We start from the raw sequence: 14,688 nt of genomic DNA, 5'->3' as shown, positions 1-14,688 counted from the left end.
GTCGACTAGGTTGTCTTAATGCCGGCGCATGAAACGCAGATGTCAGGAGGGTTCGCGCCAGGGCGTGGGCTTCCGCGCGCCCTGCTTTTGGCGCTCGTTTGCTCGGCCATGCTTTACGGTGCGGTGCGCCCGGCGGGCGCTTTCGAGATTTTCGGCATCAAGCTTTGGGGCTCGTCCAAGGACGAGGATGCTGATATCGTCGACCCGCTGCGCTACTCGGTGAGGATCGATGCGCCGGACGCCGACAAGGATCTTGTCAAGAAGCTCGAAAACGCCTCGGCGCTGAAAAACGACGAGGACCATCCAGTGTCCGGATCGCTAGGGCTGATGGCCAAGGCGCGCGGCGACCGGGAACAACTCGTCGCCGCGCTTTACGCCGATGCCCGCTACGAGGGCGTGGTCACCATTGCGATCGATGGCAAGCCGATCGACGAGTTGCCGCCGGATGCGGAGTTCAAGGGCCCGCAGCCCATACCGGTGGTCGTCACCATTGCTGTCGGACCGAAATTCACGCTGGGCGACATCCGCCTCAAGGGCGATGCTGCCGGATTGGCGAGCGCCGACTTCGGGCTGATCGCCGGCGGCGATGCCGGCTCCGGCGCCGTGCTCAAGGCCGAAGCCCTGATCGTGCGGGCGCTGAAGGACGAGGGCAGGCCACTGGCCAAGGTGACCGACCGCGAGATCGTCGCCGAGCACGCCAGCTCGACGCTGGACGTCACGCTGACGGTGGCGGCCGGGCCGGTCGCCGCCTATGGCGACACGACGGTCGAGGGCACCGAAAAGGTCGATCGCGACTTCACCGAATACATGACCGGGCTAAAGCGGGGCCAGCAATACTCGCCGCAGGAAATCGACGATGCCCGCGACCGGCTGCTCGGGCTCGAAGTGTTCAACAGCGTGACCATCAAGGAAGGCGACAGCCTCGACGCCAACGGCAATATCCCGATCGGCGTCCAGGTCAGCGAGCGCAAGCCGCGCTTTTTCGGCGTCGGCGGCACGTTTTCGAACACGGAAGGCCTGGGGCTCGAAGGTTATTGGGGACACCGAAACCTGTTCGGCCAGGCCGAGAAGCTGCGTATCGACGGCTCCATCAGCGGCATCGGCAGCAACAGCATTTCCGCGCTCAACTACAATGCCGGCGTCATGTTCGAAAAGCCGGGCGTGCTTGGGCCGACGTCAAAATTCTTCACCGGCATCAAGACGGTGTTCGAACATCCTGACGCTTATGATCATTTCTCGGTCAAGGGCGACGTGGGCGTTTCCTACGACCTCGACAAGAAACAACGGGTCTCGGCCGAATTCGACCTCGACTATTCCAGGATCACCGACGCCTTCGGCAAGCATACCTACCTGATCGCCAGCGTGCCGCTGCAATATGTCTATGACAGCCGCGACGACAAGCTCAACCCGACCAGAGGGTTCCGCTTTCTGGCCTATGCCGAGCCGAGCTACGACATACTGAACGGCGCGACCTTCCTGAAGCTGAAGGGCGAGGGCTACACTTACCAGTCGCTCGACACGGCAAGCCGGTTCGTGCTCGCCGAACGCGCAACACTCGGTTCGATCGTCGGCGCCGGGCTGCAGAGCGTGCCAGCCGACCGGCGCTTCTATTCCGGTGGCGGCGGCTCGGTGCGCGGCTATTCCTATCAAGGCATCGGCCCGAAGGACATCGACGGCCAGCCGATAGGCGGTCTCTCCTTCTTCGAAACCTCTGTCGAGATGCGCATCGGCGTTACCGACACGATCGGCATCGTGCCGTTCGTCGATGCCGGCACGGTCTCGACCAAGTCCTTCCCCGACTTCTCGGATGTCAAGGTCGGCGCCGGCGTCGGCCTGCGCTACATCACGCCGTTCGGGCCGCTGCGCATCGATGCTGCCGTGCCGCTCAACCGCGATCCGGGCGATCCGCATTTCGGCATCTATGCCGGCATCGGTCAGGCGTTCTGACGATGAAGATAGTCTGGCGCATCCTTCGCATCTGCCTTTACACCTTGCTTCTGCTGCTGGTCGTGGCGATCGCCGCGCTTGTCGTGCTTACCGGCACCGAAGGCGGGCGCCAGAATCTCGCCGGCCTGATCTCGAAGATGGCTTCGAACGAGGACCGCAAGGTGACGGTCAGCGGCATCGAAGGCATCTGGTCGGGCGCGCTCAGGCTCGACCATGTGGTGCTGGAGGATCGCGCCGGCCCCTGGATGGTGGCGCGCAAGGTGGCGCTCGACTGGTCGCCGACGGCGCTGCTCTCCTGGAATTTCAACGCCGACCGTTTTGCCGCCGAGCGGATCGAACTGGCGCGGCTGCCGCAGCCGAGCAAGCAGCCGGCGCAAGGCGGCTCGACGGGCCTGCCGGTGTCGATCGACGTCAGGGAAATCGATCTGCCGGAGATCGCGCTCGGCCAGGAACTCGCCGGCAGCGGCATTGCCGAACTGGCCGCCAAAGGTTCGCTCAAGGCAGATCCGTCGCCGCTGGCGATCGAGAGCGTGCTCAACGTCAGCCGCCATGACGGCAAGCAAGGCAATGTCGACGCCAAGATCCATTTTGCGCCGGCCGACAACAAGCTCGACCTCGATCTCAAGGCGTCGGAGCCGGCCGGCGGCATCATCGCCAACCTGCTCAAGCTGCCGGATGCGCCGCCGGTCAACATCGTCGTTTCCGGCAGCGGACCTTTAGCCAACTGGAGCGGCGTCGGCACTTTCATGGTCGATGGCCGGATCGTCAGCCAGCTGACCGGCCGGCATCAACTCACCGACAAGGGCCACCGCATCGAGGCCAAGGGCGACGGCCAGTTCGAAGGGTTCCTGCCAGAGAAGATAAAGTCGCTGTTTGCCGGCAAGACGAGCTTCGATGTCGCCGGCACGGCGACCGCATCAGGTGGGATAGATATCGAGCGCGCCACCATAGAGAGCGATGCGGTGCACGGCACCGCAACCGGCAATGTCGATCCGAAGGGTGCCAGCGACCTCGCCGTCGAGCTCTCCGCCAAGGACAAGCCGGTCACCATCGATGTCGGCAACAGCGCTGTCCCTATCCTGGTCGCGGTCGAAAAGGCGACCGCACGCGCCTTCGGCGACGGCAGGGCGCCGATGGTCGATATCGGCACGTCCCTTACCTCGGTGGCCGTCGGCGGCACGCAGCTCAACAATATCACCGGCGAGATCCACTCCGATGGCTTCGACATCGAGAACCGCAGCGGCCCGGTCAGCATCAAGCTCGCCGCCGCCGGCCTGAAGACCGACGTGGCGACGCTGGCGCCGCTGGTGACCGGCAAGCTCGCCGCCGATCTTGCCGGCACGATCAGCCGCGATACCGTGACGATCGAGAAAGGCACCTTGCGCAGCGATGCGCTCAATGCCGCGCTGACGGCGGGCGTGTCGCTCGCCGATCTGTCGATGACGCTGAAGATGAATGCCGACGCCGTGTCGAAGGCATTGCCGCCGCAAATCAGCTCGCTGCTCGGCGAGCGGGTGAAGTTTTCGGCGACCGCGACCCGCGATCCGCAGGGCGCGTTCGCCGCCAATTCACTGGAGCTTACCTCGGGCTCGCTTAGCGCCAGCGGCACGGCCAGCGCGCAAGGCTCGGACATCCATGCCAATGTCAAAGGCACGCTGGGCGATGTCTCGTCGCTGTCGTCGCTCGCGGGCACGCCGCTTGCAGGCGGGGTGAACTTCGCGCTGACGGCGACCGGCCCGCGCTGGGCGCCAGATTTCTCCGTTTCGGCCGACAGCGCCAGCCTGACGGCGGCCGGCCGCACGGTGAAGGACATCAAGCTTTCGGCCAAAGGCAAGGCCGACATCGCCAATCCGTCGGCCGACGTCTCGCTGACCGGCAGCGCCGAGGGGCAGGCGCTCGCCATCGCGGCCTCGCTGGTGACGGCCGACGGCAAGCGCTCGATCAGGGGCCTGACGCTTGCGCTCGGCGACAACAAGGTTTCGGGCGATCTCGCGCTCGACGACAAGTTCCTGCCGCTCGGCACGCTGACGCTCGCCGTGCCTGACATCGGACCGCTTGCGGCGCTGGCTGATCAGAACGCGACCGGCGATATCAACGGCACGATCGCCTTCGCCAAGGAGGGCGAAGCGCCGACCGTTACCATCAATGGGGCCAGCACGTCGATCGCGCGAGGCGAGCTGGCGGCGAAGACGATCGCCGTCAACGCGCTGATCGCCAACTACCTGAAGGGGCCGGCGATCTCGGGCTCGATCAAGGCCGAGAGCGTGACCTCCGGCAGCACGGTCATCAGCGGCATCGGCATCGATTTGAAGCGCGACGGCGACTGGACCGACTTTACCGGCAGCGCCACGGCGTCCGGCATTCCGGCCACCGCCACCGGGCGGGTGAAGATCGCCAACGGCACGACAAGCGTGGAAATCGCTTCCGGCGAGGCGACCGTGCGCGGCATCAAGGTGGCGATCGCGGAGCCTTCCAGCGTCTCCATCGCCAATGGCGTCACCACAATCGAAAAGCTCGCGCTCAATCTCGGCGGCGGTTCGGCGACGGTTTCGGGCAGCGCCGGTCAGACCCTCGACCTGACGGCCAATCTCGCCAACTTGCCGGTGGCGCTCGCGAATGATTTCGTCCCCGGCCTCGACGGGGCCGGGACGCTGGAGGGCACGGCACATGTCACGGGTCCATCCTCCAACCCCGACATTCAGTTCAACGCCAAGGCTGCCGGCGCCGAGACCAGCCAGACCCGGCAGGCAGGGCTCGGGCCGCTCGATCTGGATGCCGCCGGCAGCTATACGCTGGCGGGCGGCGTAGCCCTAGCTCACGCCACGCTTTCGGGTGACAAGATTTCGGGCAAGGCCGCCGGCACGATCAATCCCAACGGCGCCAGCGACTTCTCGCTCGACCTTATATCGTCCGGACCCAGCCTGCCGCTGACGGTCGGCAGCGCCGAGAGCCCGGTCAAGATCGAAGTCCAGTCTTTGTCGGCAAAGATGGCTGGTGAAAGCACGCAAGCGCGGCTCGACGTGTCCGCAATTCTGCCTTCCATTGCCGCCAGCCAGGCCAAGGTGGACGGTCTGGCGCTGGCGCTGCATTCGGATGCCTTCGACCTCAAGGGACGGGCAGGGCCGGTTTCCGGCACGGTGTCGGTGGACAGGATCGCTCTCGACAATCCCATGATCGCGCCGCTGATTGCCGGCAAGGTCACGGCTAAGGTCAATGGTCGCCTGACAACCGATGCCGTCGCCGTCAACAGCGGCTCGCTCAAGAGCGATGCGCTCAACAGCCAGGCCGCCGGCCGGATATCGTTGCGCGACGGCGCCGTCGACCTCAATCTGAAGGCCGATGTCGTTTCTTCCGCCTTGCCGGCGGCGGTGCGCGGCATGCTTGGCGAGAGCGCGCAATTGAGCGCCGCGCTGAAGCGCGACGCCAATGGCAATGTCAATGTCGACGGCCTGAGGCTCAATTCGGGCGCGCTCAGCGCCGACGGACAGGCGAGCCTTGCCGACAGCAAGCTGGCCGCCGACATCAGGGGTGCGCTAAGCGATGTTTCGCTGCTGTCGAAAGATGCCAAGGGCGCCATCGCCTTTGCCCTGAACGCCCAAGGCCCGGTCACCGCGCCCGATCTGTCGATGACGGTCAACAGCGACCGGCTTTCGGTGGCGGCGCGCGAGATCACCGGGCTGAAGCTGACGGCCACCGGTAAGGCCGACGCCGCCAATCCGGCAGCCAATGTGCAGCTCACCGGCAACGTCGCCGGGCAGAATTTGCAAGGCAGCGCGGTGCTCGCCACGACCAATGGCAGCCGCGCAATCAACGGGCTTTTGCTGTCGCTCGGTCCGAACAGGATTTCCGGCGATCTCGCCCTCGACGATGCCTTCGTGCCGGTCGGCACCGTTTCGCTCGACCTGCCCGATATCGGGCCGCTCGCCGCGCTCGCGCTGGAAAAGGCCGAGGGTAATGTGCACGGCACGATCGCCTTCTCCAAAACAGCCAACGGACCCAATGTCACGGTCAAGGCGAACACTTCGGCAATCAAACGCGGCGATCTCTCGGCCAAGAATGTCGCAATCGACGCGCAGGTCGCAAACTACATGGCCGCGCCGGTCATCGCCGGCACGGTGCGCGCGGAGAGCGTCACTTCGGGTGGTACGGCCGTTACCGGCATCGATGTCGATCTCAAGCGGGACGGCGACTGGACCGGCTTCTCAGGCGGCGCCACCGTCAAGAACATCCCGGCGAAGGCTACCGGCCGCGTGAAGGTCGCCAACGGCACGACGACCGTCGAGCTCGCGTCGGGCCAGGCGACCGTGCAGGGCGTCAAGGCGGCGATCGCGCAGGCCTCGACGGTCACTATTGCCAACGGCGTGACGACGCTCGACCGGCTGGTGCTCAACCTTGGCGGCGGCACGGCGACGGTGACGGGCAAGGTCGCGCAGGCGCTCGACATCAACGCCAGTTTGGCTCGGGTGCCGATCTCGCTCGCCAACAGTTTTTCGCAGGGTCTCGACGCGGCCGGTTCGATCTCGGGCACGGTCAAGGTGACAGGCGCGCCGGCGAGCCCGTCGGCGGCCTTCAACATCGATGCTTCCGGCGTGCAGACCTCGCAGACGCGCGGCGCCGGGCTCGGCGGCATGAATGTGTCGTCGTCGGGAACGTTTGCCGGCAACAAACTTGCTTTCGACGCCAACATCAGCGATGGCGCCGGCCTCGGCCTCAAGGGCGGCGGCTCGGTGACGACGGCGGGCACGCCCATCTTGGCGCTCGACTTCAACGGCAAGGTGCCGTTTTCCTTCCTTGCCGCCAAGCTAGCCGCGCAAGGCCTGGCGCTCAACGGCACCGCCAACGTCGATGTGCAGGTGCGCGGTCCTGCATCAGCGCCGGTAATCAGCGGCAAGGTCACCACGTCCGGCGCGCGCCTCATCGACGCGCGTTCCGGCCTAGCGGTCAATGACGTCGCCGCCGACGTTTCGATCGGCGGCGGCGTCGCCAGGATCAACCGTCTGACCGGAACGCTGTCGACGCGCGGCAGCCTGTCGGCGAGCGGCACGGTGGGCATCAATCCGGCGCAGGGCTTCCCGGCCGACCTGTCGATCAAGCTCACCGATGGCCGTTATACCGACGGCCGGGTGGTGACCGCCAATCTCGGCGGCGACCTGACCGTCAAGGGACCGCTGGTTTCGGCGCCGGTGGTTGCCGGCACCATAAACCTGGCGAGGACGGTCATCACCGTGCCCGACAAGCTGCCGGGTTCGCTTTCGGCGTTGGATGTGAAGCACAAGAACGCGCCCAGCTCGGTGCGCGCGCAGGACAAGGCGCTGCGCCCGCCGACATCCGGCGGCGGCAACAGCGGCGGCGGTCTTGCCCTGGATGTGACGGTCAACGCGCCGAACCAGATATTCATCCAGGGCAGGGGCGTCGACGCCGAGCTGGGCGGATCGCTGAAGCTGACCGGTCCGGCCTCGGCACCTCACGCGGTCGGCACTTTCACCCTGCAGCGCGGACGGCTGACCATCCTTGCCAAGCGGCTGACCTTCACCGAGGGCACGATCGGGTTCCAGGGGTCGCTGGTGCCCTACCTCAACATGACGGCGACAACGACGACCAGCAACGCCACGGTCACAATCGTCGTGTCCGGCGAGGCAACCAATCCTAAATTCACTTTCTCCTCCGTGCCGGCGCTGCCTCAGGACGAAGTCCTGGCACAGCTCATCTTCGGTCAATCCATGTCGAAACTGTCACCGCTGCAGATCGCGCAACTTGCGAGCGCCGCCGCGCAGCTGGCCGGCGTCGGCGGTTCGACCTCGCTGCTCGAAAACCTGCAAAGCGCCATTGGCGTCGACAATCTCGACGTGACGACGGACGAGAAGGGCGGCACCGCGGTTTCGGCCGGCAAGTACCTTAACGACCGCACCTATGTGACGATCCAGAAGGGCGACAAGCCAGGCTCCGGCAAGGCGACGATCGACCTCGATGTCGGGCGCGGGGTGAAGCTGCGCGGCGAGGCCAATGATGCCGGCGAAGCAAAGGGCGGCGTCTTTTACGAACGCGAATATTGAGGCTGCGCGATCCTTCCTCGGCCTGCCGAACAGGCTGCTCGCCGCGGGCACGAGCCCCCTTATCCTCATAAAATGTATTGATTTAATCGCCCGCGACGATTTTTTGGGAAATCGCGTCGCGCTAGCAAATTTGCGTCAAGACTGTCGCTATCGCGCGAACCGGGTTGTACTCAAAGATGCACATTCCCTAACATGTTCCTTATTCCACACCGTCTTTTGACAACGCGGTCTGGATGCGGAATGTTAAAAGGCGGAAAGCCAACAATGGGAGTAAGTCATGGCAATCTATAAGAGCAATGGTGACCGTGTTCCGGATCACATCCTGAAAATGGCTGAGGAAGCCAAATCGGGCGGCGTGGACCGCCGCGAATTTCTGGCCTTGGCCAGCGTCTTCGGCGCATCGACGGCAATGGCCTATGGCATGCTCGGCCTCGCCGCTCCGACCCCGGCAAGAGCCGAGGACGTGCAGGGCAAGAAGGGCGGCGTGATCAAGGTCGCGATGTCGGTCAAGGATCCGAAGGATCCGCGCACCGCCGACTGGTCGGAAATCGCGAATGCCGAGCGCCAGGCGCTCGAGCCACTGGTGAAATACACGAAGGAATACACCTTCGCGCCATATCTCCTGGCAAGCTGGGACATCAATGACGACGCCACCGAATACACGCTGCATGTGCGGCCGGGCGTCGAATGGAACAATGGCGACAAGTTCACCGCCGACGACGTGATCTACAATTTCACCCGCTGGGCGGACAAGGGCGCGGAAGGCAACTCGATGCCGGGCCGCCTGGGCAGCCTCGTCGACGACACCACCAAGAAGCTGCGCGACGGCTCCGTCGTCAAGGTCGACGACATGACGGTCAAGCTTAAGCTGACCAAGCCCGACATCGCCATCATCCCGAACCTGTGCGACTATCCGGCGCTGGTCGTGCACAAGACCTTCGACGAGAAGGGCGCCAATTTCAAGAACTGCCCGATCGGCACCGGTCCGTTCGAGCTGGTCTCCTACGACGTCGGCCAGAAGGTGGTCTACAAGCGCCGCGAGACCGGCAAGTGGTGGCAGGGCGAGGCCTTCCTCGACGGCGTCGAGTTCATCGACTACGGCACCGATCCGGCCGCGACCGTCTCGGCCTTCGAGTCGGGCGAAGTCCAGACCAACCACGAAACGACCGCCGACTACGTCAAGATCATCGCGGACGTCGGCGCTCCGGTTTCGGAAGTCGTGACGGCTGCCACCGTGGTGTCGCGCTTCAACGTCACCAACAAGCCCTATGACGACCAGAAGGTTCGTCAGGCGATGCTGCTGGCCGTCGACAACGCCACCGTGCTGCAGCTCGGCTACGGCAATGCCGGCACGCCGGCCGAAAACCACCATGTCGCGCCGATCCATCCGGAATATGTCAAGCTGCCCGAGGTCAAGCGCGACATCGCCAAGGCCAAGCAGATGCTGACGGAAGCCGGCGCGATCGATTTCGAGCACGAGCTGATCAGCAACGACGAGGACTACCACAAGAACACCACGGACGCGATCGCCGCCCAGCTGCGCGAAGCCGGCATCAAGGTGAAGCGCACCGTGCTGCCGAGCTCGACCTTCTGGAACGACTGGACGAAGTATCCGTTCTCGGAAACCAACTGGAACATGCGCCCGCTCGGCATCCAGGTGATCGCCATCGCATACCGTAGCGGCGAAGCATGGAACGAGACGGCCTACGCCAATCCGGACTTCGACAAGAAGGTGAACGAGGCGCTCGGCATCGCCGATGCGGAGAAGCGCAAAGTTGTGATGAAGGATATCGAGCAGACCCTGCAGGATTCCGGCATCATCATCCAGCCTTATTGGCGCAAGCTCTACATCAACATCAAGCCCGAGGTGAAGAACCACTCGATGCACCCCACCTACGAGCACGACTTCGGCAAGGTCTGGCTCGACAAGGCGTGATCCATGGCGCGATAAATACGAGGGGCGGCAGCCCCTCGTATCTGCAGCTTCGTCGCCGTTGCATATCATGCAGCGGTGGCGGGGCGTCATCAGCTTTTCGCAACAGGGTTGAACCTATCTGACCCCAACCCGGCCGGCAGGGGGTGCGCATGTTCTCATTCATCGCCAGACGCATCGGCACGATACTGCTCACGATGCTGTGCCTGACGCTGGTCGTCTTCTTCCTCGTCAATCTCGAGCCCAATCTGAAGAAACTGGCCATCAGCCAGACCGAGATGCACACGCCCGCCGACCAGCTTGAAAGCTGGCTGGTCAATCATGGCTACCGGCAGAACTTCTTCGTCCGTTACGGTCAGTGGCTGGGCGTCCTGCCGAAGCATCCGATCACCGATCCGACGACCGGCAAGACGACGCAACGCTTCTCCTTCTGCAACGACCCGGTCGAGCCGACATTCTCCGGAGTGCTGCAGGGTGATTTCGGCTGCTCGACCAAGTTCAAGACAACGGTCGCGGCCAAGCTTTTCCCGGCTCTAGGCGCTACCGGATTGCTGATGTTCTGGGTGTTGGCGGTGATGGTGCCGATCTCGCTGCTGATCGGCATTCTCGCCGGCATGCGCGAAGGCTCGCGCACGGACCGCACGCTGTCGGTCGCCTCGATCGCCTCGACGGCGACGCCCGAATATGTGTCGGGCGTCATCTTCACCGTCATCTTCGCATCCTGGCTCGGCTGGCTGAACGGCTCGGCGGCATCCGCCAGCCAGGGCATCACCTTCTACAATTTCACGCTGCCGGTGATCACGCTGGCGATCTACGGCATCGGCTATATCGCGCGCATGACGCGCGCCTCGATGGTCGAGGTGATGACGCAGCAATATATCCGCACCGCGCGGCTGAAGGGCCTGTCCTTCAGCAGCGTGGTCATCAAGCATGCATTGCGCAACGCGCTGATCGCGCCATTCACCGTCATCATGCTGCAGTTCCCGTGGCTGCTCACCGGCGTCGTCATCGTCGAGGTGATGTTCCGCTACCAGGGTTTTGGCTACACGCTGGTCGAAGCCGCCGGCAACAACGACATCGATCTTCTGCTCGGATGCTCGCTGGTCTCGGTGTTCATCGTGCTGATCACGCAGCTCATCTCGGATGTCGGCTACGCGTTTCTCAATCCGCGTATCAGGGTTCAGTAGGGGCAAGCCGATGCAAACCGAATATATCAACGCCTTCGACATCGTTATCGGCGTGCTCTGGCGCTTCTGGCCGGTATGGGTCGGGCTCATCCTGGTGATGGGCACCAGCTTCACCTACAAGAAGCGGCTCGGCCTCTACGGCCAGCTCTTCGACAGCGGCGTCGGCATTGCCGGCGTCTTCATCTGCCTGTTCTGGCTGTTCACGGCGATTTTCGCCTCCACCATCTCGCCCTTCGATCCGCTGGCGCAGGTCTCGGTGATGAAGGACACGCTGCCCGGCGCGATCGAGCCGACGTCGAAGCTCGTCTACTATTTCGGCGGCGACAAGCTTGCCAGAGACGTGTTCTCGCGCATGGTCTATGGCAGCCAGATCGTGCTGATCATCGCGCCGGCCGCCACCGGCTTCGCGCTGATGGTCGGCATTACGCTCGGCCTGCCGGCCGGTTACTATGGCGGCAAGATCGATACGCTGCTGTCGTTCCTGGCCAATCTGGTGCTGGCCTTCCCGGTTATCCTGTTGTTCTACCTCCTGGTGACACCGGGCATCATGGACACGCCGATCCCCTACGCGATGGCGGGGTTGTTCTTCCTGTTCCCGATCATCTTCTTCAGCGTCCTGTTCTGGACCCGCTACAAGAACCGGCCGGACCGGCTCTATATCCTGCTCGGCATCACGCTGATCGTCGGCGGCTGGATCTATACGGGCCTGGTCTTCGACAAGGATCCGCTGCACATCGTCCACATCGATCCCAACCAGCTCAACATCTTCGTGGCGGTGGTGTTCGCCTCGAGCCCGGGCGTGTTCCGAATCGTGCGCGGGCTCACCATGGACATCAAGACGCGCGACTATGTTGCGGCGGCGCAGACGCGCGGTGAATCGCCCTGGTACATCATGCTGTGGGAGATACTGCCCAATGCGCGCGGTCCGCTGATCGTCGATGCCTGTCTGCGCATCGGTTACACGACCATCCTGCTCGGAACACTCGGCTATTTCGGCCTTGGTCTGGCGCCGGAAAGCCCCGACTGGGGCACCGCGATCAAGGACGCCAGCCGCCTGCTGCGTTCCTTCATTCACCCGGCGTTACCGCCGACGATCGCCCTGATGTCATTCGTGCTGGGACTGAACCTGCTGGCGGATTCGCTGCGTGAACAGTCAATGAAGGATTGATGGCGGGGTCTGAGACCCCCATCTTTCAAGAACCAAGGATTGGAGCGACCCATGAACGAGGCAGTTCGAGATCCAGGCAAGCCGACCAATGGGCCGACCAACGGGCCGATCATCGAGATCGAGAACCTTTCGATCTCCTTCTTCACCCGCAAGGGCGAAATTCCGGCCGTGATGGATTTTTCCTGCACGGTGATGCCGGGCGAGGCGATGGGCATCGTCGGCGAGTCCGGCTGCGGCAAGTCGACCGTGTCGCTCGGTATCATGCGCGACCTGTCCAACATCGGGAAGATCGTCGGCGGGCGCATCAAATTCCAGGGCAAGGACATGGGCGAGCTCTCCGAGGAGGAGTTGCGCGCCATCCGCGGCAACAAGATCGCCATGATCTACCAGGAGCCGATGGCGAGCCTCAATCCGGCGATGAAGATCGGCCAGCAGTTGATGGAAGTGCCGCTGATCCACGACAAGGTTTCGAAGGAAGAGGCGCATGGCCGCGCGCTGGAGATGGTGCGGGCGGTGAGGCTGCCCGATCCCGAGCGCATGATGCGCTCCTATCCGCATCAGCTTTCCGGCGGCCAGCAACAGCGCATCGTCATCGCCATGGCGCTGCTGTCCAAGCCGGCGCTGCTTTTGCTCGACGAGCCGACCACCGCGCTCGACGTCACCGTCGAGGCGGGCATCGTGGAACTGGTCAAGGGGCTGGGCGAGAAGTTCGGCACCTCGATGATCTTCGTGTCGCACAATCTTGGCCTCATCCTTGAGACCTGCGACCGAATCACGGTGATGTATTCCGGCGAGGCCGTCGAGACCGGCAAGATCGAGGACGTGTTCGACCGGATGCGTCATCCCTATACGCAAGGGCTGTTCCGCTCGATCCCACTGCCCGGCGCCGACAAGAATTCGCGGCCGCTGATCTCCATCCCCGGCCAGTTGCCGCTGCCGCATGAGCGGCCGAAGGGCTGCAATTTCGGGCCGCGCTGCCACCATTTCGTCGAGGGGGTCTGCAACGCCGCCGAAATCCCGATGATTCCGGTCGACGGCCATGAGGGGCATTTCTCGCGCTGCGTGCGCTTCAACGAGATCGACTGGGAGGCGCTGCCGCCCGGCGCCAAGAAGGTCAATGAAAAGGTCGAGCCCGGCGCGCCGGTGCTGAAAATCCAGGACCTCAAGAAATACTACAAGGTCGGCGGCAGCGAAGTGTTCGGCTCCAGCGAAGGCCGTGTCGTCAAGGCCAACGAAACGATCTCGTTCACCGCGCGCGAGTCCGAGACCGTGGCGATCGTCGGCGAGTCCGGCTGCGGAAAGTCGACGCTGGCCAAGGTCCTGCTCGGTCTGGAGACCGCCAGCTCCGGTACGGTGAGCCTAGCCAACAAGGAAATCCAGTCGACAGGCATCGAGAAACGCGGTGTCGATACGGTGTCGTCGATCCAGATGGTGTTCCAGAACCCGTTCGACACGCTGAACCCCAGCCACACCGTCGGATCGCAGATCATCCGCACGCTGGAGAAGTTCAAGGTCGGCAAGAATGTCGCCGAGCGGCGCAAGCGCATGCTGGAACTGCTCGACCTGGTGAAGCTGCCGCGGGCCTTCGAGACCCGCAAGCCGCGCCAGCTGTCCGGCGGCCAGAAGCAGCGCATCGGCGTGGCGCGCGCGTTTGCCGGCGACGCCAAGGTGGTGGTGGCCGACGAGCCGGTCTCGGCGCTCGACGTCTCGGTGCAGGCGGCGGTGACCGAGCTGCTGATGGACATCCAGCGCAAGAACAAGACGACGATGCTGTTCATCAGCCACGATCTGTCGGTGGTGCGCTATATCGCCGACCGCGTCGTCGTCATGTATCTCGGCTACATCGTCGAGCAGGGGACGACAGACCAGATCTTCTCGCCGCCTTACCACCCCTATACCGAGGCGCTGCTGTCGGCGATCCCGATCGCCGACACCAGCGTGGTCAAGAAGCACATCGTGCTGGAAGGCGACATCCCGTCGGCCATGAACCCGCCGACCGGCTGTCCGTTCCAGACGCGCTGCGGCTACAAGAAGCTGGTGCCGGACAATCTGTGCGAGACGAAAGTGCCGCCGGTGAAGAATCTCGGCGACGGCCATATGAGCCTGTGCTGGCTTTCGGACGACGAGCTAGCCAAGATGGAGCCGGTCATCAAGTTCGACAAGGAACATGCCGCGCATGAGGGTGTGCCGGGAGACGCGCCGCACGGCGAAGGGCCGGGATTTGCGGGTTCACCGCCACAGCGTCCGCGGGGCAAGAAGGCCAGCGCGGAAGCCGATGCAGTCGGAGAGGGCGTCGAGGAGAACGACGCGGTGCTCAAAGCCCGTCGCCACGAAGTCCGCGACGAGACATCGGAAACCGGTGTTTCAAAGCCGAAGGACACGACAAGGCGGCACTAAACC

General features: G+C 63.9%; 6 protein-coding genes. All 6 read left to right on the top strand.

Features of this window, described 5'->3' with window-relative positions; all coding sequences use genetic code 11:
* Window positions 1-18 precede the first annotated feature (18 nt).
* The 6 genes from RFM68_RS03115 (at window position 19) to RFM68_RS03090 (ending at window position 14,685) form a co-directional block, all read left to right on the top strand.
* A complete protein-coding gene (locus RFM68_RS03115) occupies window positions 19-1,947 on the top strand; it encodes an autotransporter assembly complex protein TamA (protein ID WP_320231191.1) in 1,929 nt (642 codons plus the stop codon).
* Window positions 1,948-1,949: 2 nt separating this feature from the next.
* Window positions 1,950-8,000 (top strand): translocation/assembly module TamB domain-containing protein, encoded by a 6,051-nt coding sequence (locus RFM68_RS03110; protein WP_320231190.1) that lies wholly within the window; start codon window positions 1,950-1,952, stop codon window positions 7,998-8,000.
* A 277-nt stretch (window positions 8,001-8,277) separates the two neighbouring features.
* Window positions 8,278-9,936, top strand: a complete 1,659-nt coding sequence (locus tag RFM68_RS03105; protein ID WP_320231189.1) for an ABC transporter substrate-binding protein — start codon at window positions 8,278-8,280, stop codon at window positions 9,934-9,936.
* Between the two features lie 149 nt (window positions 9,937-10,085).
* Window positions 10,086-11,120, top strand: coding sequence for an ABC transporter permease (locus RFM68_RS03100; RefSeq protein WP_320231188.1), 1,035 nt, complete (start codon window positions 10,086-10,088; stop codon window positions 11,118-11,120).
* Window positions 11,121-11,130: 10 nt separating this feature from the next.
* Window positions 11,131-12,288 (top strand): ABC transporter permease, encoded by a 1,158-nt coding sequence (locus RFM68_RS03095; protein ID WP_320231187.1) that lies wholly within the window; start codon window positions 11,131-11,133, stop codon window positions 12,286-12,288.
* Window positions 12,289-12,339: 51 nt separating this feature from the next.
* The gene (locus tag RFM68_RS03090; protein WP_320231186.1) at window positions 12,340-14,685 is read left to right on the top strand and encodes a dipeptide ABC transporter ATP-binding protein; all 2,346 of its coding nucleotides are present in this window, start codon (window positions 12,340-12,342) and stop codon (window positions 14,683-14,685) included.
* The last annotated feature ends 3 nt before the right edge of the window (window positions 14,686-14,688 follow it).

Source organism: Mesorhizobium montanum (assembly GCF_033977145.1).
In the GTDB taxonomy this organism is placed as follows: Bacteria; Pseudomonadota; Alphaproteobacteria; order Rhizobiales; family Rhizobiaceae; genus Mesorhizobium; species Mesorhizobium montanum.
The sequence above is the reverse complement of the archived record's forward strand: the minus strand, read 5'-3'. Positions and strand labels throughout refer to the sequence as shown.

What these genes read in the sequence shown, in the direction of transcription:
- RFM68_RS03100 (WP_320231188.1), top strand. Translation starts at nt 10,086, where the DNA reads ATGTTCTCATTCATCGCCAGACGCATCGGCACGATACTGCTCACGATG.
- RFM68_RS03110 (WP_320231190.1), top strand. Translation starts at nt 1,950, where the DNA reads ATGAAGATAGTCTGGCGCATCCTTCGCATCTGCCTTTACACCTTGCTT.
- RFM68_RS03095 (WP_320231187.1), top strand. Translation starts at nt 11,131, where the DNA reads ATGCAAACCGAATATATCAACGCCTTCGACATCGTTATCGGCGTGCTC.
- RFM68_RS03115 (WP_320231191.1), top strand. Translation starts at nt 19, where the DNA reads ATGCCGGCGCATGAAACGCAGATGTCAGGAGGGTTCGCGCCAGGGCGT.
- RFM68_RS03090 (WP_320231186.1), top strand. Translation starts at nt 12,340, where the DNA reads ATGAACGAGGCAGTTCGAGATCCAGGCAAGCCGACCAATGGGCCGACC.
- RFM68_RS03105 (WP_320231189.1), top strand. Translation starts at nt 8,278, where the DNA reads ATGGCAATCTATAAGAGCAATGGTGACCGTGTTCCGGATCACATCCTG.